The sequence below is a fragment of the Kribbella sp. NPDC048837 genome, assembly GCF_055586945.1.
On the sequence record NZ_JBVJHF010000001.1, the window covers coordinates 817,517 to 837,497 of the forward strand.

General features: G+C 69.6%; 15 protein-coding genes. 3 read left to right on the top strand and 12 right to left on the bottom strand.

From position 1 onward, the window contains the following. Positions 1-9 precede the first annotated feature (9 nt). Together ACZ6O0_RS03865 and ACZ6O0_RS03870 are read right to left on the bottom strand one after the other, a co-directional pair. Entirely contained in the window at positions 10-1,965 is a 1,956-nt protein-coding gene (locus ACZ6O0_RS03865; protein ID WP_465763282.1) for a heparinase II/III domain-containing protein, read from the bottom strand. Between the two features lie 202 nt (positions 1,966-2,167). Then, positions 2,168-2,992 (bottom strand): M55 family metallopeptidase, encoded by an 825-nt coding sequence (locus ACZ6O0_RS03870; RefSeq protein ID WP_465763283.1) that lies wholly within the window; start codon positions 2,990-2,992, stop codon positions 2,168-2,170. Between the two features lie 98 nt (positions 2,993-3,090). On the opposite strand from ACZ6O0_RS03870, the gene ACZ6O0_RS03875 reads away from it, so the two are divergent. Continuing rightward, the gene (locus ACZ6O0_RS03875; protein ID WP_465763284.1) at positions 3,091-4,020 is read left to right on the top strand and encodes a hypothetical protein; all 930 of its coding nucleotides are present in this window, start codon (positions 3,091-3,093) and stop codon (positions 4,018-4,020) included. Between the two features lie 45 nt (positions 4,021-4,065). Here ACZ6O0_RS03875 and ACZ6O0_RS03880 read toward each other — a convergent pair whose 3' ends face one another. From ACZ6O0_RS03880 to ACZ6O0_RS03890, 3 genes are all read right to left on the bottom strand, one after another. Next, complete coding sequence (locus tag ACZ6O0_RS03880; protein WP_465763285.1) at positions 4,066-4,830, bottom strand: carbohydrate deacetylase; 765 nt, start codon at positions 4,828-4,830, stop codon at positions 4,066-4,068. A gap of 66 nt (positions 4,831-4,896) precedes the next feature. Further along, positions 4,897-5,574 (bottom strand): GAP family protein, encoded by a 678-nt coding sequence (locus ACZ6O0_RS03885; RefSeq protein ID WP_465763286.1) that lies wholly within the window; start codon positions 5,572-5,574, stop codon positions 4,897-4,899. A gap of 29 nt (positions 5,575-5,603) precedes the next feature. Then, entirely contained in the window at positions 5,604-5,825 is a 222-nt protein-coding gene (locus ACZ6O0_RS03890; protein WP_465763287.1) for a hypothetical protein, read from the bottom strand. A gap of 443 nt (positions 5,826-6,268) precedes the next feature. On the opposite strand from ACZ6O0_RS03890, the gene ACZ6O0_RS03895 reads away from it, so the two are divergent. Then, positions 6,269-8,269: a hypothetical protein gene (locus tag ACZ6O0_RS03895; RefSeq protein ID WP_465763288.1), complete on the top strand. Its 2,001-nt coding sequence runs from the start codon at positions 6,269-6,271 to the stop codon at positions 8,267-8,269. Positions 8,270-8,289: 20 nt separating this feature from the next. Beyond that, positions 8,290-9,438: a S1C family serine protease gene (locus tag ACZ6O0_RS03900; protein WP_465763289.1), complete on the top strand. Its 1,149-nt coding sequence runs from the start codon at positions 8,290-8,292 to the stop codon at positions 9,436-9,438. A gap of 1 nt (position 9,439) precedes the next feature. Here ACZ6O0_RS03900 and glsA read toward each other — a convergent pair whose 3' ends face one another. The 7 genes from glsA to ACZ6O0_RS03935 form a co-directional block, all read right to left on the bottom strand. Continuing rightward, positions 9,440-10,432 (bottom strand): glutaminase A, encoded by a 993-nt coding sequence (gene glsA / locus ACZ6O0_RS03905; protein ID WP_465763290.1) that lies wholly within the window; start codon positions 10,430-10,432, stop codon positions 9,440-9,442. Position 10,433: 1 nt separating this feature from the next. Further along, positions 10,434-12,230, bottom strand: coding sequence for an SLC13 family permease (locus tag ACZ6O0_RS03910; RefSeq protein ID WP_465763291.1), 1,797 nt, complete (start codon positions 12,228-12,230; stop codon positions 10,434-10,436). 8 nt (positions 12,231-12,238) lie between these two features. Continuing rightward, a complete protein-coding gene (locus tag ACZ6O0_RS03915; protein ID WP_465763292.1) occupies positions 12,239-13,906 on the bottom strand; it encodes an AbgT family transporter in 1,668 nt (555 codons plus the stop codon). Beyond that, positions 13,903-15,420 carry a leucyl aminopeptidase family protein gene (locus tag ACZ6O0_RS03920; RefSeq protein WP_465763293.1) on the bottom strand — a complete coding sequence of 506 codons (1,518 nt, stop codon included), beginning with the start codon at positions 15,418-15,420 and terminating at the stop codon, positions 13,903-13,905. Before ACZ6O0_RS03920 ends, ACZ6O0_RS03915 begins: the two co-directional genes overlap by 4 nt. 260 nt (positions 15,421-15,680) lie before the next feature. After that, complete coding sequence (locus ACZ6O0_RS03925) at positions 15,681-18,335, bottom strand: LuxR C-terminal-related transcriptional regulator (protein ID WP_465763294.1); 2,655 nt, start codon at positions 18,333-18,335, stop codon at positions 15,681-15,683. 165 nt (positions 18,336-18,500) lie between these two features. Further along, positions 18,501-19,364, bottom strand: coding sequence for a cytochrome bc1 complex diheme cytochrome c subunit (gene qcrC / locus ACZ6O0_RS03930; protein WP_465763295.1), 864 nt, complete (start codon positions 19,362-19,364; stop codon positions 18,501-18,503). Between the two features lie 92 nt (positions 19,365-19,456). After that, a complete protein-coding gene (locus tag ACZ6O0_RS03935; protein ID WP_465763296.1) occupies positions 19,457-19,954 on the bottom strand; it encodes a hypothetical protein in 498 nt (165 codons plus the stop codon). Positions 19,955-19,981: the final 27 nt, after the last annotated feature.

Consider the following 19,981-nt stretch of genomic DNA (forward strand, 5'->3'; position numbering starts at 1 on the left):
CGCGTCGGATCAGCCGGCCCGGTAGAGGGAGCCGCCACCCGAGATGGCGATCGAAGCGGCCTTGCCGCCGATGTTGAGATTGACGATGAAGGTCGTGCCTGACTGGCGGGTCGAGTAGGTGACCGAGCCGGCGGCGCGAATGGGTACGACGAACGACAGGATGGACGCAGTCTTGCCGCCGCGGGCCAGCAGCAGGGTCGGGGCGGACTTGCGGACGTAGCTGCTGGGGTAGTACCAGCCCTGGATCGGGTTCGTCTGGGCCTGCTTGACCAGCGTCGCACCCGCCGGGAGCGCCTGCTTGAACGGGACCTGGAACACGATCGTCTTGGTCGAGTCGCCCGGCGCCATCGCGACCGCGGTGGTCCGGGAGATGACGGTGGCCCGCTGGTCCGGCGGCAGGTGCCACAGCGTCTGGAAGGCCTGTGCCGTGGTCGCCGAGGCGCGGTCCCAGGTGACGAGCAGGTCCGGGTCCTTCAGCACCAGAACCGATCGGACCCGGCTGATCCCGGCCCCTGGCGCATCGGTCAGCTGATACGACTCCGCGTTCGTCTTCACCGAGTACGCCGTCAGCCTCGTCACTGGGTTCACGTCCTTCGACAGCGGCGTCGTCATCACGCTGTGCGCGCTCGGACTCATCACCCAGGTGCGATACGCACCCGCCGAGTACGCCGCATACCCACCCTCGATCACGATGTCGCGGCCGCGGGCCGTGTAGGTGATGCCCGTGTGATCGCTGTGCCCGTGGAACGCCCGCGCCGGCCCGTACCTGATGCTGTACGTCGACTCGCCCTTGAACCCCCTGGCCGCATCGGTCCCCCACCCGGTCCGGCCGAAGACATAGCCGGCCGAGTAGACGCCGACGCGCCACAGCGGTGCCGCGCCCCTCGTGCCCAGCGAACCGGCGTACTCCAGCGGCGTCCCGACCCACGGGTACGTCGCTTGCAGTTCGGTGTCACCGATCTGGTGCAGTTTGCCGAGCGAGTTCGTCGCCAGGGCCAGCCACTTCGCCAGCAACGCCCGCCTGGTCGCGATCGTCGTACCGGGATCGACGCCACAGTTCTGCAGCACGGCCATCGCCCGGCCCCAGAGCGAGTAGTTGAACGCGGCGTACCCGGTCGACTGCTCGTTGGTCGACCCCTGCGAGTCGATCGAGGTGGTGATGCCCACCCCCAGCCGCTTCTGGGCCAAGGCTTTGTAGTCGGTCCGGCCCAGGGTGCAGCCGACGCCGAACAGCGCGATGCTCTCGTCCGTCCCGTGGTTCCACGCACCGCTCCAGTAGTTCGTCAGGAACCTCGCGTGACTCAGCAACGCGACGTCCACCCAGGCGTAGCGGGCCGGCACCGTGCTCACCTGCAGCCCGGTCAGGATCGCCTGCCGCAGGCAGATCAGCACGTTCGTCCGGTGCATGGTCGACTCCCACGCGCCGACGTTGCCCTTCCAGGAGTACGGGTTGTCGCGGTACCAGTCCCACGCGATGGTGTTCACGCGGGTCAACGCGGTCAGATCGCCTTGGCCCGCCGCGACGATGCCCTGGCCGAGCCAGCGCAGCGAGTGGAACCACATGTACCAGCTCGCGTTCTTGTACGGGTTCGCCGACCAGTTGATGTTCCCGCCACCGTTGCCGACCTTGTACGGCGCGAACGGGCCCCAGGTGAACACGTCGCGGTACAGGTTCGCCAACGGGTTCGTCGTCTGCAACCCGCTGAAGCCCGGGCACGCGTAGAACGGTGCCGCCAGTGATTGGACCTTGTTCGTCCCGATGTCCGTGGCGGCCGGCGCGGTCGCGGGGACGACGTTGCTCGCACCGGGTACGAACTGGGCCTCCTCCGGCCCTTCCGGCCCCGGGACGATCGTGATGCCTGGCGTCGCCGCCGGCGTTCGAGTTGCTCCTGTTGCCGCTCCCGCCGCCCCCAGCACCAGAGCGGCGATCCCGACGGCCGCCGCGGCCGTGATCGCACATCGCATGACTTGCCCTTCCCCCCGTCGCCGGCCAGCCGGCGACGTCCGGTGATCAGCTGCACCGGCGCACGTGTTCTGGCAGGCCCCCCGGCCGCCAGGTGCGTCTTACCGGCGGCGGGCGCGCGGGCGAAGCGCTCACCGTCGTTGTCGCGGAAACTCCCCTATCTGCCTTGATACACCTGAACCGCCAAAAGTTGCGGCGGCCGGCCTATTCGCTCACTCCCCTGCTCAGCAGCACGGTGGCGATGAACGTGCGGAACAGTTGCAGCGGGTCGTCGTCGCGGATGACGACGACCTTCTCCTCGAGTCGCTCGACCCCCCGCAGCGCGCACGCCAGTTCCGCGAACGCGCCGTTGTGGAAGCGGACGGTCAGCTCGGCCGGCAGCGTGACGCCCGGCAGCCGGAAGTCAGGCAGCCGCTCGAGTCCGCGCTGCGCGCCGTCCCGGATCAGCTCGCGAGCCCGGTCCGGGTGCAGCGACAGGGCGGCGTTGTGCGAGACCGACTCCTTGATGACGACCGATTCGATGTCGGGACAGAACGGCTGCGCCTCGTCGATCGTGATCCGGTCGCCGGAGATGAGGACGACGGGAACGCCGTACGCGAGCGCCACGAGCGCGTTGACGCCGGCCTCGCCGGCGAGCTCGCCGTTGAGGCGGACCTCGGCGATCGCCCGCGGGTTGTAGGTGTGGTGCAGCACCGACGACGTGGAGCTCGCCGACCCGTGGTACGAGATGAAAAGGGCCGCGTCGAAGGAGTCGTCAAGCCCTTCCATCATGTACATCGGCTTGTGCCGCCCGGACAGGTAGCTCGCGCGGCCGTGGAGCTCGTCGGGCCGCAGGTTCTGCATCGTCGAGTGCGAGTCGTTGACCAGGAACTCGGTCGCGCCGGCGGCGAGTGCGCCGTCGATCGCGGCATTGACCTCGGCCTGCAGCTGGCCCCGGTAGTACTCGTACTCCTGACCCGGCCCGCGGCACTGGCTCCAGTCGACGACTCCCGCCGTACCCTCCATGTCGGTTGACAGGAAGACCTTCACAATTCGCTCCTCTTCGACGGCAACTTTTCGGGCACGACCGCAATCCAATCCGTACGACGAAGGCCGGGGAGCCTTCGCTTCAGGGGAGGACCATCCAGATGCTTCGCAAGACCGCAAGTCTGGCTTCGGCCGGCGTACTCGCACTGACCCTCGCCGCGGCCGTCGGCCCGTCCGCGCACGCCGCACCTTCGGCGACCACGGCGACCACGGCGGCCTGTGCGCTCCGGCTGGGCTCGGTGACGGCCAACGGTGCGCACACCAGCCGGATGATCAACGCGACCGCGCCGATCACCATCGGCGGCGTGCGCGGAACGGCCGGGGTGTTCACGCCGGGCCAGGTCCAGCACACCAGTACCTTCGTCGGTACGCCGCAGGGGACCGGGGAGGCCCGCTCCGGGCTGACCGTGATGGGCGGCGCGCTGTACTCGAGCTCGTACGTCGTCGACGGCCAGGTCCAGATCGACCCGCACTACCCGCACAACAACCTCCGCGTCGGCGGCGGCTGGTCCAACTTCCGCTGGATCGAGGAGTCGGTGCACCGGCAGGCGGGTCCCGCCGACTACGACCGGACCTTCCTCTACGGCCAGCAGACCGACGGCACCCTGCACCGCTGGATCGCCCAGGGCACCGGCTGGCGCAAGACCGGCGGCGTCGGCGGCCTCAGCACCGTGAAGTCGATGGCGCTGATCAGCCGGACGCCGACGTACGAGACCTTCCTCGCCAACACCCGGGCGGGCACGCTCGTCACGGTCACCTGGCCGACCAGCGCCTTCAGCGTTCCGAAGGCCACCACGGTCCGCGGCGCGACCTGGCAGGGCTTCGAGCAGCTGCTCGCCACGAAGTGCGGCGCGAACGGCACGCTCCTGCTCGGCATCGACCGTGACACCCAGTCCGGCTATCTGTACGCCGTCAGCCACGCCAACGGCGGCAGCACGGTCATCAAGAGCCTGGGCAAGGTCCCGATGACCTTCTCCGACCCGCAGTACTTCCGCTGGGCGCCGACGAACGACATCCTCAACGGCGCGTGACCTCACGGCCGGTCTTGCACAGCGTTCGACGTGCAAGACCGGCCTTCAGTCGGTGAACGCGTTGCGCATCGACACCAGCTCGATGCCCCGCTCCTCGATCGCCTTGCGAACCTCCGGGTCGATCACGATCTCCTGATCCGACAGCCGGTACTCCTCGGCCCATCGGTAGGTCTCGCTGCCGGGTGCGTGCATCGCGGCGAGCTCCGGCTCCGCGGCGGCGCAGTGCGTGACCAGCAGGTGTACGCCGGGCGTCAGGCCGGCGATGTGGTCGAGCACCCAGCCCTTCTTCACGTCCGCGTCCCGGTCGCTCAGAGTCTCGATCGACGCGAACCGCTGCGACTCCACGGCACCGTAGATGAACGGCTTCCCGGCGACGTCCGAGACCTCGTCGTACGCCTCGGGGGTCGCGGACTGGCCCATGTGGACGTCCAGATAGTGAATCGGCAGCCCCTCGGCAGCGAACTTCGCCGTCTGAGCGGACAACTCGCGTACGGCGTCTGCCGGCGTGATCGACGCCTGTGCCTCGGCCACTGTCCGGAAGAAGGTCCCGTCCTCCCCCACCAGCGACGGCCCGTCGGTGAGCGGCCGCCACCGCAGGTAGTCCCATTCGCACGTCAGCGTCTGGTGCACGCCGAGCGGAATCCCGTGCTCCCGCGCCAGCGCCGCGGCCTCGGTGAACCACGGACACGCCGCCATGGTCGACGCCTGCGTCAGGATCCCCTCCTGAAACGCCTGCACCGTGCCGACATTGACGGCATGACACATCCCGAAGTCATCACCCTGAACGATCAGACGAATCTCACCAGCCACGAGCACTCCTGTGTTCAGCAACCAATCGGACCCCGACCGTACCTCAGCCCGATGACGAGCCGCCGCTCAGCGGAAGAGGTCCAGGCCGCGACCGATGAGGACGGTGGCGAGGATGGTGAGGAGGGTGACTGTGATGGTGTTGAGGTTGGTGAGGAGCCAGGCCTCGATGGACCTGAGGGTGCGGGCGGATTTGCCGGGGCCGGTGATTCCGACGGCGAGGAGTGGGGTGAGGACTGTTACGGAGGCTGCCGCGACGAAGATCGCCACGGCAGCGAAGAGGGGGCCGGTGCTGAGGCCGGATCCGCCCAGGTAGCTGCCGGCGCTGACGAGGAGGGGCAGGTTCTTCACGTTGGCGAGGACCGCGCCGGCTCCGGTGAGGATCAGGGCCGGGCCGGACAGCGTCACGATGCGGTCGACGATGGCCGGACGCGGTGGAGGTACGCCGGGTTCCGGACGGCGGCGCCAGTACCGGACGGCGAGGACCGCGAAGAGGATGCCGACGGCGAGCTGGACCACGTCGACGCCGTCACGCGCTGCCTCCGAGCCGTCCTCCGCGACCGTGTCCGTGAGCCACGCGACGAGTGCGGTGGTGATCGCCAGGGCGCCGACCCAGCCCGCGGCGAACGAGAGCCCGGCGCGCACCGGCCGGTCGGACAACAGCACCAGCACGATGCACACCATCGGCACCGGACTGAGGGCGATCGCCATCGCCTGCGGAAGGACGGCACCGACAACAGGCCACAAGCGGACCACACTCCCTCAGGACTGGCGTGTCAGGAGCCCTCCGGCGGTTGGGTCGGCGGGACCTGCATCACCTCGAGGATATTGATTCCCATCATGTCGAGGTGGTTGAGGATGCCGGCGAGTGCCGCCTGGTCGTCGAGATATCCGTGCAGGACCGTCTGCGCGGGCTCCTCATCGGCTGTCAGCGAGGGAAACGCGTCGGTCAGGTCGCGCGACAACGATCCCTTCACCCGAATGACATAGTGGCCCATGGGACGCCCCTTTCCCGACCCGTCGGCTCGACTCTCCTGCCCCTGGCGCCAGGAAGCATCACCCTTCCTGGGCGACTGCGGCAGCCAGGCCCGCCGGAGCGCGAACGCGCGGCGCCGATCGACCGGGTCGCCCGGCGGAAGATCCCGAAGCCGCTGCTGCTGCTCGGCCGGGTCGACGCCTTGCGGGCCGAGCGGAGCGCCGCAACGATCGGCCGTCTCCTCACACCGTCCTCGTCATGATCTGCAGCTTCATGGTCGTCTATCCTCTGGCGGGTCGCCGTACAGATCGTGCCGGTGATCGTCGGCTTGCTGACGATCGCGTGGTGGCGCCGGTCCCGCGCCGCCGTCCGGCTAGTCGGCCCGGAGGGGATCACCCGGATCGGGTGACCCGACCTGTGGACCGGATGGTGCGGGGATCGCGTCGACGGGCTCATCCTGCTGGCATGACCACGCCCGGGAGAAGAGCTCTCGCCGTGGTCATGTTCGCCCTGGCCACCGTGCTGTTCCTCTGCCCGGCCGACCCGGCCGTCGCCGCGGGTTCCCCCGACGACATTGCCGCGCAGACCCTGGCCGACCGTTACTCCCCCATCGTCAGACTGCAGGAGGATTCATCGAGGTGTGATGAGGGCGAGCAGTTCCAGCCCACCGATGTCGAGGCCGTCCTGGGTGATCAGCAGGTCGCACTCCGCGGTCCGTGGCGACCGCCCGACCTGGTCAAGCCACAGCCGGAAGCCTCGGATCTCGGTCGCGGGTACCCCGGCCACTTCCTCGACTTCCCCGGTGATCCGCTGCGCCCCGGCTGCGACTATGCCGAGTGGTCGGCGCGCATCAACGCGACGCACCCGGCGACCGTCTACGCCCACGTCGCCAGAGACCCCAAGTTCCCCGATCAGCTCTCGTTGGAGTACTGGTTCTTCTACGTGTTCAACGACTACAACAACACCCACGAAGGCGACTGGGAGTCGATCCAGCTGGTCTTCGCGGCAGCGACACCGGCGGCTGCCCTGACGATGAACCCGACCGCCGTCGGCTACAGCCAGCACGGTGGCGCCGAGCGGGCACGATGGGGCGACGCCAAGCTGACGGTCGTCGACAGAACTCATCCGGTCGTCTACCCGGCCGCGGGCTCCCACGCCAACAAGTACGGGCGGCGCCTGTACCTCGGCCGCGGTTCGGAAGGACTGGGGTGCGACGACACGACCAATCCGGGACCCGACCTCAGACCTCGCGTCGCCTACGTCCCGATGGCCACCGCGGATTACCGGCAGCAGTACCCGTGGCTCGCGTTCGAGGGACGGTGGGGCGAACGGCAGCGGTCCTTCTTCGACGGACCGACCGGGCCGAACATGAAGGACTCCTGGACCACGCCGATCCAGGACGCCGAGACGACCTGGCGCGACGACAGCAGTACGGTTCCGGCCGGCACCCTGCTGGGCCCGAGCAGCACCGGAGCCTTCTGTACGGCGGTCGCGACCGGATCGAACCTGGTCCGCGAGACCCTCGACCGGACCTGGCTGCTCGGGCTGCTGCTCGCCGCACTCGTGGCGCTGATCTGGTTCGCGGCCAGCCGGACGCGCTGGAGCGATGCGGATCCGCTGCCCGCGCGGCAGCGACGGGCCTGGGGTCAGGCGGTCGTGGCCGCACTGCGATTGTTCCGGCATCGACCGGGTCTGTTCGGGGGCTTCGCCGCGGTCTTCGCCGTCCTGAGCCTGGTGACGGTCGTCCTCGCCAAGCTCCAAGTCGCCAGACGTGATGCTCCGACCGACCTCGGCGCTCCGACCGAGAACGCGACCGGTCTCTGGGCCTCGCTGGTCGCCCTGGTAGTCACGCTGCTCACGCTGGCGACGTACGTCGTTCTCCTGGCCGCCGTCACGGCGATGCTCGACCAGCTGGACCGAGGCGTGCCGACGACCAGCGGGGCCGCGTTGCGCCAGGTGGCCGCGAACAGGCGTCCGCTGAGCCGCGCGGCCGGACAGTACTTCGTCGTGATCGCCGCCCTGACGATCGTCGGCGCGACGATCCCCGTGGCCATCTACTACGCGGTCAGCCGGGCGTTCGCCGTACCGGCGGTCCTGGCCGAGCACCGCTCCGGACGTACGGCGCTGCAGCGCAGCCGGCGCCTGATCAAGGGCCGGTGGTGGCGAACCGCGGTACCACTCGTGATCATCGTCGGCCTGGGTCTGGCCGTCGGGCCGATCGCGGGGATCGTCCTGCTGCTCGGCACGGATCTGCCGGCCAACCTCGTCAACGTCATCTCGTCGATCCTGTTCGCGCTGGCGATGCCGGTCGCCTCGACGGCCGTCGTGTACCTGTACTTCGACCGTGCCGCCGAGGCGCCGGAGTCACCTGGATCAGGTGAGATGCCGGCCGGGGACCGACCCTATTCTCGGGATGGCGACAGGAGCGTCGAGCATGACCTGCCACCGGTGCGCTCCGAACCCTGAGCGGACCAGAGGAGGTCGAGATGGTCCAGGCCGACGGCGGACCGCCGGAACCGGAGTCCACACCCCCGGCCGGCCCCGGCCGCTTCACCCTCGAAGGCCCGCTGGCCATCGGCGTCGCGGTGGCCGCCGTCGTCGGCGCCCTCGTCACCGCGCTGGTCCTGGTCGTCATTCAGCGCACCGGCGACACGGGCACCACGGCGGCGGGCCGGGCCGATCCGAGTACGGCGATGTGCGCCGCGATCCCGATCGCGAACCAGGTCCTGCCGTCGATCGTCACGATCGCGGCGAGCAGCGGCGCCTCGGCCGGCACCGGGTCGGGCCAGATCATCCGGGACGGCGGCTACATCCTCACCAACGACCACGTCATCTCGGTCGCCGCGGGTGGCGGCACCGTGTCCGTCCAGTACAGCGACGGTCACAGCTCGGCCGCCGAGATCGTCGGCCGTGATCCCAGCACCGACCTCGCGGTGCTCAAGGCAGCCGACGCCGCGAAGGGCTATCCCGTGATCGGCTTCGGAACGTCGGCGTCCGTACAGGTCGGTCAACCGGTCGTCGCCCTCGGCGCTCCGCTCGGACTCGCCAGTACGGTCACCTCCGGCATCGTCAGCGCACTGGATCGCTATGTGCCGGTGCCGGGCGACGGCGTGACCCACCATCTGATCGGCGCCATCCAGACCGATGCGGCCATCAACCCAGGCAACAGTGGTGGCGCTCTGGTCAACTGTTCGGGACAGTTGGTCGGCGTCAACGCGGCGATCGCCACGGTGCCGAACGAGGCCGGTGTCGGTGGCGGCGGCAGTGTCGGACTCGGCTTCGCGATCCCGATCGACCTGGCGAAACCGATCTCCGACGAACTCATCCGCACCGGCGAGCCGGGCCACCCGACCACCGGCCTGCAGGTGCAGGAGATCCCGCCCTCGGTCGCCGAGGCAGCCGGAACCCCGACCGGTCTGTTCGTCCTCGCGGTCGACGCCGGAGGTCCCGGGGAGAAGGCCGGGCTGAAAGCGGGCGACATCATCACCGAGGTCGACAACGCGCCGGCTGTCAGCAGTGAGCAGATCGTCGTCGCGACCCTGACCCGCAACGTCGGAGACACCATCGAACTGACCTACGTGCGAGCAGGTGCGTCGCAACCGGCCACCACCACCCTCACCCTGGCCGCCCCGTAGCTCACCAGGGAACAGCGGCCGGCGGGACCGGTTGCGACGCGAGCAGGTCGAGCCCGAGGTGACGGGCCAGGAACTGCGCGACCAGTTGGCCCTGCACACTGTTGCCGGCCTGATCCAGCCGTGGCCCGAAGGTTGCCAGCGCTCCCTTTCCGGGCGAGACCGTCACGATTCCGCCACCGATCCCGCTCTTGCCCGGTACGCCGACGTCGAGCAGCCAGTCACCGGAGGTCTCGTACAGGCCGGCGATCGTCATCACCGCCAGCGTGACCCGGGCGACGTCCGGATCGATCACCCGCTCCTGGGTCAGCGGGCAGATCCCGCCGTCCGCCAGCGTCGCACCCATCACCGCGAGGTCCGTCGCGGCGACGCTCAGACAGCTCTGCCGGGTGTAGAGCTCGGTCGCCTCCTCCGGATCACCAGCTAGGCCGCCGACGCTCTTGAGCAGCGCGGCCAGGGCACGGTTGCGATGGTTCGTGGCCAGTGCCGAGGTGAGTACGTCGTCGTCCAGCCGGAGCTCATGTCCCGCGAACCGGGACAGGCCGTCGACGACGAACTGCCAGCGCTCCTCCACCGAGTTGCCCGGGGTGAGGCTCGTCGTCGCGATCGCACCGGGATTCACCATCGGGTTGGTCCGTCCCGCGTGCGACTGCTCGACCGCCTGCACCGAGTTGAAGGCCAGCCCGGTCGCATTCACGCCCACCAAGGTGCGAATGGCGTCGACTCCGACCACCTGGCACGTCAGCGCGAACACGAACGGCTTGGCGACGCTCATGATCGTGAACGGCCGGCGGGACTCCCCCGCCTCGAACTGACGGCCGTCGATCGCCTCGACACAGATCCCGAAGGCGTCCGGATCGACCCGGGACAACGCCGGATACACGTCCGACACCGCACCCTCGCCGACGTCGCGGAAACGCTCGTACGCCGTCCGGACCAGCTCGGCGACCGTGGTCCGCTCCGGCAGGCCGCCGGTCGAAACGTACCTGTCGGACATGTCAGAAGTGCCAGACGAGCGGGATGACCACCAGTGCCGTGAGCAGCCACCACGCCATCACGACCAGGCCGAGCTTCCAGTAGTCCCCGAAGCGGTAGCCCGCCGGGCTCATGATCATCATGTTCGCGGGCGTGGAGATGGGAGTCAGCAGCGCGGCCGCGCCGGCCACGGCGATGAGCATCAGGACCGGCTTGACCGAGGTCCCGGTCCCCTCGGCCGCCGCGACCGCGATCGGCGCGACGATCAGCACCGTCGCGGTGTTGCTGACCATCTGCCCCAGGGCGGCAGTGAGCGCGAAGAGGGCCAACAGCAACAAATACGGCCGGCCCGGCCCGACCGCGTCGATGATCAGCTCGGCGATCCGGTCGGCCCCGCCGCTGGACTGGATCGCGACCGACAACGGGATCAACGCCCCGATCAGTACGACGATCTGCCAGGAGATCGCGCGATAGGCCTGTCGCGTGCCGACCACCTTCGTCAGCACCATCGCCGTCGCGGCCAGCAGACCCGCCATCGCGGGCGGAACCGCGCCGGTCGCGAGCAGGACCACCATCGCCGCGAGGATGGCGACGGCGACCGAGGCCTTCGGTCCCCACGGCACGGCCTGGCGCCGGACGAGCTCCGGCGAGTCGACGAGCAGGACGTCCCGGTCCCTGGTGAGTTCGTCGAGCGCCGCCCACGGGCCGTGCACGAGGATCGCGTCGCCCTCGGCCAGCTCGGTGTGTTTGTTGCCGCGGTCCTTGCCCATCCGCTGGACGGCGATGATGACGAGCTCACGTCCGCGGTGCATGCCCGGGAAGACGGTCTCGCCGACCAGTGACGACCGCGGCGGGATCACGACCTCGACCACGCCGGCGTCCCGGTTCATCAGGTTGTCGACCGGCGTCGGCGCCATGCTGACCGAGAGCAACGAGTCGACGGTCAGACTCCGGATCTGCTCCGACGGGCCGGTGACCACCAGGACGTCTCCGACATCGATCGCCGCGTCCAGCCGGGTCTGGCCCCGGCCGTCCTGGACGCCGACGACCTCCACTCCCGGGTACGGCGTGAAGTCGAGGTCGCGTATCCCTTGTCCGAGCAACGGCGAGCGCTCGCGGACCCGCAGCCGGTAGAAGCCCTCGGTCAAGGCGTAGTGCAGATCGAGCGTCTGGGCGTGCACGGCGAGGTCGGCTTCCGGATGCGCGGGCCGTGCGGCCGGCAGCAACTTGGGACCGAGCAGCACCGAGATGGCGATGGTGCCGATGACGAGCGGAACGCCGACCACGGCGAAGGAGAAGAACGGGAACGGCCCCGCGCCGGCCTCGTTGGCCGCGTCCGAGACGATGATGTTGACGGGTGTGCCGGTCAGCATCAGCAGGGATCCGGCGCTGCCCGCGAAGGTGAGCGGCATCAGCATCCGCGACGGCGGTTGCCCGATCCGCATGGCGAGCATGACGACGAGTGGCAGCAGGGCCGCGACCGCACCATTGAGGGTGATCAGGGCCGTCAGCAGGGCACACAGGCCGGTGACCGCGATCAGCAGCCGGGCTCGCGTGGTTCCGGCGTGCTTGACGATCGTCTGGCCGGCCCACGCGGTCACCCCGGTGGAGTCGACACCCTCGCTCACCACGAACAGCGTGGCGATGAAGATCACCACCGGATCGCCGAAGCCCGCGAGTACCTCGGTGAAGCCGAGCACGCCGGTCGCCCACAGGGCCAGGGCGACGAGCACGGCGACGACCTCGACCGGCAACTTGTTCCACACGAACAGGACGACGGCGAGCCCGAGGATGATCAGGCTCACCGTGCCGTCATCCATGGCGCCTCCTAACCAAGGTGCACCGGCGCGGACGGGCCCCACGGGATCCCGATCGCGTACCACGCGATGTAGAACAAGGTCCAGGTGACCAGGACGATGATCGTGTACGGCAGCATCATCGACACCACCGTGCCGAGCCCGGCCTTCTTCCGGTACCGCTGGGCGACCAGCACGATGAACGGCAGATAGACCATCAGCGGGGTGATCACGTTGGCCGGACCGTCGCCGACCCGGTACGCCGCGATCACGGTCTGCGGCGCGATGCCCAGCCGGTAGAACAGCGGGATGAAGATCGGCGCCAGGATCGCCCACTTCGGGATCACGCCGGGCATGATCAGGTCGATCACGAAGACCAGCAGGATGAAGCCGATCAGCAACGGCAGCGCTCCGATGTCGGCGCGCTCGAGCAGGTCGGCCAGACCGGTCGCGGCCAGCGTCGACATGTTCGTGTAGTTGAAGTACGCGATGAACTGGGCGATCAGCAGCATCAGGAAGATCAGCCCGCCCAGGCCGTTGAACGTCTTCACGATCGCGTTGATGACGTTCGTACTGCCGGTCAGGGACTTCGAACCCCGCCCGTACCCGAGACCGGCGGCCAGGAACAGCATCGAGATGATGAAGAGCAGGCTGCTCATGAACGGCGAGTTCCCGAAGATCTCGCCGGTGTCGGGGTTGCGCAGCGGAGCGCCGGGGATGAAGGTCAGCGCCGAGACGATGGCGACCGCGATCAGCAGGTAGTAGACCGACCAGCGCAGTCCGCGGGACTCCAGCGCCATCTCCTCGTCGGTCGGCTGGTGGTCGACCGGTGCGTCGGCGGGAGCCTCGGCCGGGTCGTACTTGCCGAGCCTCGGTTCGAGGAGCCGCTCGGTGATCACCGTCATGACGACCGCGCAGAACAGCGTCGAGGCGATGCTGAAGAAGAGGTTCTGCGTGACGTTGAGATGCACGTCGGGAGCGACCAGCGCGATCGTCTCGTTCGTGACCTCGGTGATGATGCCGTCGGCCGGGGTGATCAGGATGTTGACGAAGAAGGCCGCACTGACCCCGGCGTACGCCGCCGCGATGCCGGCCAGCGGATGTCGCCCGAGGGACGCGAACGCCGCCGCGCCGAGCGGAATCAGGACCAGATAGCCGGCATCCGAGGCCACGCTCGAGATACCGCCGAGCAGGACGATGATGAACGTGATCGCGCCCTTCGGCGCCACCTTCACCATCTTCCGGATCAGCGCCGCGATGAGGCCCGCCTCCTCGGCGACGCCGACGCCGATCATCGCGACCAGGATCACCGCGACGACCCCGAAGTCGTTGAAGTTCTGGACGGCCGTGGTGAACATGAACCGGATGCCGTCGCCGTCCAGCAGGCTCTCCGCGGTGATCGTCTCCCGGTGCACCTCGAAGTCGGGCACGGCCGGCGCCGGAGGTGCGTCGTTGCCCGGGACGCTGGTTCCACCGGGGTACTCGGGCTCGACCTGGGCGGTCCCGGGCTCGGCGACCTCCGTCGTCACGCTCGTACCTGTCCAGGCCAAGACCTGCGACAGCACGATGACGAGGACGATCAGGCCGAGGAAGATCAGCGCCGGGTGCGGGACCTTGTTGCCGACCCGCTCGATACCGTCGAGAACCCGTTGCATACCGCCCTTCTTGGCGGGCTTCTCCTCGACCGCGTCGGCGCTCATGAGCGCCCCGTCCCGCCGACCGGGGCGAACGCGCGGGCGAACTCGATCAGCAACTTGGTGCCGAAGCCGGTCGCGCCCTTGTTCCGCCAGGTTCTCGGGGCCGGCAACTGGGCCGTCCCCGCGATGTCGACGTGCGCCCACGGCCGGCCGTCGACGAACTCCTGGAGGAACAGCGCGGCGGTGATCGAACCCGCGTTGACCCCGCCCATGTTGGTCATGTCGGCGATCGACGAGTCGAGCTGCGTCCGGTAGGACTTGTGCAGCGGGAGCTCCCAGACCTGCTCGTCGACGACGTCACCCGCACGCCTCAACTGCTCCACCACGGCCGGGTTGTTGCCCATGACACCGGCGATCTCGACACCGAACGTCCGCAGGCAGGCACCGGTCAGGGTGGCGATGTCGACGATCGCGTCGACCGGCTCCTCGGTTGCCAGGGCCAGTGCGTCGGCCATCACGAGCCGTCCCTCCGCATCGGTGTTCAAGACCTCGACCGTCTTGCCGTTGCGCATCTTCAGGACGTCACCGAGCTTCATGGCCGACCCGGACGGCATGTTGTCGGTGCACATCATGTAGCCGGTGACCGCCGTCGTGCAGCCCAGATCCCGCAGGGCTGTCATCGATGCGAGGACGGCGGCAGCCCCGGTCATGTCGTTCTTCATCTGGGCGTGCGACTCGTCGCTCGGTTTCAGGCTGATGCCGCCGGAGTCGTACATGACGCCCTTGCCGATCAGGGCGATCCGGCCGGTCGGATCGGCGGGCTCGTAGCGGAGCCGGATCATCCGGGGCGGCTCCACACTCCCGCGGTTCACGCCGAGCAGTCCGCCGCACCCCATCGCGATCAACTGGTCCTTGTCGAACACCTCGACCTGCAGGCCGGCCGCCGGCCCCACCTCTGCGGCCACCTCGGCGATCCGGACGGCCGACAACGTCGTGGCCGGGCAGTTGGCCAGATCGCGGCCCAGCGAACACGCCGCGGCGATGATCCGGCCGCGCTCGATGCCGGCCTCGGCTGCCTCGACCTGATCCTCGGAGGCCACCACCAGCAGGGATTCCAGCGTGGGCTTGTCGGCGCCCTGGCCGACGAAATACCGCCAGCGCGCCAGGAGCACGCCTTCGGTCACCGCCTGGGCGAAGTCGGCGACCGACACACCGACGTCGCGGGACGGGATCTCGATCGCGAGACGCTGGTGCCACGGCACGGCGCGGGCGAACTCCGCGGCCAGGTCACGGACGAGCGTGACGTCGAACTCGCCGGGATCGCCGATCCCGACCGCGACCCGCACCGGGCCGTCGGCGCGGGGCTGCACGAGGGTCTGGCCGCGCTTGCCCTCGAAGCCGGCCGAGGTCAGGCCGGCTCTGCTGGTCCCGAGTTCGTCCGGTGGCTCCGCGTCCGCGGCCACCGGTACGGCGAGCGCGTCCGCCTCGTCCTCGGCCTGCTTCAGCGAAGCAACACCGACCCGGGCCCGGTACCTGGTCGAAGGAATCGGATCGAAGTCGTCTGGGGTCGTGTTCACGAAACCTCCTCCGGCCGGTGCGCGGCCGCCAAGGCCCGTCCGAACACCGGCGTGGGACTGGTGCCGCGCGGCTCGGGACTGGTGCCGCGCGGGCGTTTCATCCCATCAACCAGGGCCGTCCCCTACCTCCTCCGATTAGGGTGATTCGCCGCCGTCGGCGCCGACGTGCGAGAAGGCCCGACCGACCCGGTCCGGTACGGCGTCCGGCCCGCCGTGGCGAGGACGCGTTCACCCGGTACGGGGGATGAAGGAGCCGCGGACTACAACAGACCGACGGTGCGCGCGACTCGCAGGGCCGCGGACCGCTTCTCGACGCCGAGCTTGCGGTAGAGCGAGATCAAGTGCGTCTTGACCGTGTTCTCGGTGATGAACAGCGCCTGGGCGATCTCCGTGTACGAGCTGCCCAGCGCGAGCTGGTCGAGCACGTCCGCCTCGCGGGCCGTCAGCCGGATCCGGGCACCGTTGATCACGGCATCGAGTCGGCGCGGCGGCGGGTCGTGCGCGTCCAGCCGGGTCCGGGCCAGCAGGGTCATCCCGCCCGCCTCGCTCCACCCGGGCTGGTAGCCCGACAGCTTCTCGAGCGCGATCGCGGCGAACGGGTGCGGGTTCGGGCCGGTGACGTTCCTGCGCAGCTGGTCGAGGAAGGCGGGTTCGTCGCCGGCCGGTGTGAGCGCGTGCAGCAGGCGTTGCGGGGTGACCCGGTTCAGGGTGTCCACCAGCGCGGCATCGGCGGCCGGCTGGTCGCCGGTCCGGCTCAGCAGGACGGTACGGAACGAGGCGGCGACCGAGGCCAGCGGCGGATAGAGGCCCGGCCGGTCGACCACCGCGTCGATCAGCTTCAGGGTCGTCGGGATGTCCCCCTGGACGATCGAAGTCATGGCCCGGACCAGCTCGGCCTCGGCGTGGTTGCCGGTGCGCTCGAGCACCGACGCCTGGGCGTCGATGGCGGGCTTGTCCCCGACCAGGGTCGCCAGCCACGACCGCAGCAGCGCCAGGTCCCGGGACAGGAACGACGGCAACGGACCGGCCGCCACCGGATCGATGGTGAGCTCGGTCAGTGCCTCGCCCAGGCGGCCCTTCTCGACCAGGAGCACCGCACCCAACATCACCCGCAACGCCGCGACCACCGTGTCGGCCCCCGCCACGTCGGTCCTCGCCGCGAGCTGATGACACTCCCACGCGGCGTCCAGATCGAGCTCACTGAGCGCCGCGAGTCCGAGCACGACCTGCACGCGAACGGCGTACTCCTCCGGAAGTCCTTGCTCTCCGCCCGCATCGAGGGCGGCGCGCGCCGACCGGGCGGCGTTCTGGACCTGGCCGCGCACACACTCCACGATCGCCCGGTGGGCGAGACACCCGGCGATGAGCTGGTGGTGGCTCGCCATCCGCGCGGTGACGAGTGCCTCGTCCAGATGGCTGAGGGCCGCGTCCAGTTCGTCGGCCCAGGTCTCCGCGGCCGCGAGCTCGATCAGCAGCCAGGCCAGTCGTTCCGGCCCGAGGACGGCACGGGACCGGCCATTGCCGTCGGTCGGCACCAGCGCGAGCAGGGATCTCGCCCGGCCGATCGCCGCGTGCACGTCGTGCCAGCCGTAGCGCGACTCCCACAGACGCAGCAGTACGGCGTCAGCCGCCAGCGCGTCGTCGTCCGGCGTCGCCGAGTCCGTCCCCATGGCCAGGCCATCGGCCCACGCCGCGTCCAGGACCGCGCCGGCCACGTCCCCGGTGACGCGCCGCAGCAGACCGCGGACACCGATCAGGCGTGACTGCTGGTCGACGTACCCGTCCGGCAGAGCTTCGAAGCCGGCTTCGACGAGCCCGGACTCGCCGGCCGCCAGGATCGCCGGCCCGTGCACGAGCAGGATCCGGCCGACCAGCGCCGCGTCGTCGGCCTCGAGTGCGCTGCGCAGTGCGGCGCACCCGTCGCCACGGTTCTCGTAGTACAGGGCCGAGCGATGCCGCGCGGCGACGGCGAGCTGCCGGTCCTCGGCGCTGACCGCGACCCGCCGCCGGAGCAGCTCCACCAGCAGCGGGTGGTACCGGTAGAGCGGCTCGGCGGCCGGATCGTCGGCGTACGCCGTGACCAGCAGTCCGCTGCCCGCGAGATCGGCCAGCATCGGGCCGGCCTCGGAGTCCCCGCTCAGCACCGTGGCCAGGTGTTCGGTCAACGAGGTGGCGCCGAAGGTGGTCAGCAGCATCGCCTGGACCCGCTCGTCGAGAGTGCCGAGCGTTTCGCCGAGCAGGAGATCGAGCACCGGCCGTTGATTGACCAACGGCCACACGGTGTCGCCCGACGTCGCGAGCGTCCGGGCCGCGAGAACCAGCGCGGCGGCCCAGCCGGCGGTCTTCTGCTGGAACAGCGAGATGTCGGCGGCGGTCGCGTGCTGGGCGTGCGCCTGCACGAGTGCGGCAGCTTCAACGTCGTTGAACCGCAGATCCCGCGAACGCAGCGTCAGCGCCATCCCCTTGAGCTCGAGCTCGGGGACCGGCAGGGGAAGGTCGTACCGGCTCGCGAGCAGGAGCCGCACGGAGTGGGGTGACGTCTGCAGGACGTGCGCCAGCTCGGCGACCGCGGACGCCGGCAGCAGATGCGCGTCGTCGACGACGATCGGATCCGGTGGCGTCGGGGCCTCGACGCCGGACGCCTGCTCGAGGACGCCGCCCAGCGCGCCGGGCGTCTGCCCGGACACCCAGATCACCGGCTGCCCCGCCTTCTGCCGACGGGCCACCCAGTCCGACAGGAGCACCGTCTTGCCGGTCCCGGCGGGTGCGACCAGCATCGTCAGCGACGACTGCAGGCCGAGGTCGAGGGCAGAATGGAGCCGCTCACGAGTCACCAGCGTGAGTGGCGGCCGAGGAACCTTCCCGGCCTGATGCTGGAACTCGTCGCGCGCGCCTGCAGAAACCCGGCTCGTCACGCGCGTCACCCCTCCTCTGGGTGGGCGTGCCCTTTTCGGTGAAATGTCCGGCTTTTTCACGTCCTCGCACAAACGAGACTAACCGGTTCCCACCGATTCCGGGAGATCGGACATGCCGTGGCGTTTCGCTATTAGTAGGCGCGTTCGCCAGGCATGTGTTTGTTTTCAGTGGTCTTTTGTTCGAATGCGCCCGCCGTGGATCTTGGGGACCTTCGCCCCGATCCAGACCGCCACCACGACCAGCAGACCGATCCCGATCAGCCAGCCCCACAGGCCTTCGGACACCGGCCCGAGCCGGCCGAGGCCGAACCCTCCCGGGTCACTCTGTTGCTGCAGGCCCACGATGTAGGCGATGATCGCGCGCTTGTCCTCGGGCAGCAGGACGTCGTCGGAGAAGACGGGCATCTGCTGCGGGCCGGTGAGCATCGCCTGGTACATGTTCCGCGGCGTCGTCTCCATCAGCGACGGCGCGTAGCGGCCGTTCGGGAGCGCACCGCCGCGGCCGGCGAAGTTGTGACAGGCCGTGCAGTTCGTCCGGAACAGCTCACCACCCCGGACGATGTCCTCCTGTGTCACCTTGCTGATGTCGTACGCCTCGGCCGCGGGCACCGCGGGTCCCGGCGCGAGGGAGGCGACGTACGCCGCCAGCGCCGCGATCTCCTCCTCCGTGTACACCGGGGGCTTCTGCGGCACCTGGGCGCCGGTCTGTGCCGCCGGCATCCGTCCCGTGCTGACCTGGAAGTCGACCGCGGCCGCGCCCACGCCGATCAGCGAAGGTCCGGCCGGCCGGCCATCACCGTCGGTGCCCCCTTCGGCGTGCAGGCCGTGACAACTCGAGCAACCGACCGCGAACAGCTTCCGCCCTTCCTCGATCTGCTGCGACTGCGCACCGTCCGCACCGGCCGCGCCGTCCGGCACCAGTACGCCGTACCCGAGGCCGACCGCCACCAGGGCGGCACCGATCACGAGCGCCTTGGCAACCCTCCGCCGGCGCAAGGGCCGTGTGGTGGCGCTGTCCGCATCCCGCATCTCCGCTCCTCCCGGATACCGGCTGCCGCTGGTCCAGCAGACCCGACCACGTGGCCGCTGGGATCCCCCGATTCAGGCGAATTCCGTCCGACTCAGCGAGCGTCGCGCTTCGCCTGGCGCTTGGCGCCCAGGGCCCGGGTCGACGCGTCCTTCTTCAGGCCGCCCGTGGTCTTGGTCGCCCGCGGCCGGGTGACCTTCTCCGGGACCGGCGGGTCGACCGCGCGCATCGCCGGAGCGCTGGACCTGGCGGCCCGGGCCGCCTCGAGCCGCTCGCTGCGAAGCTGTATCGACGCGCGGTTGGCGGCCACGGCGACTTCACGGCTGACCCGCGCCAGCACCGACTCGAACAGCTCCGCCTTGTCGCGATCGCGCTGGTTCTTGGCGTAGGACATCCCGCGCCCACCCGCCGGGGCGACCGCGGCGCTCGCGGCGCGGCGGTAGTTCTTCACGTACTTCGTCCGCACCCGCCGAATCCGCTGGTGCAGGTCCAGGAGCTCGTCCTCGTCCAGGCCCTTCAGCACATCCCGCTCGGTGTCAGCGACCAGCATGCGCTCGGCATCCGTCAACGAGTTCAGCAAAGCTTTGTTCATTGCACTCTCCTCGCCGCCATCCGCAGA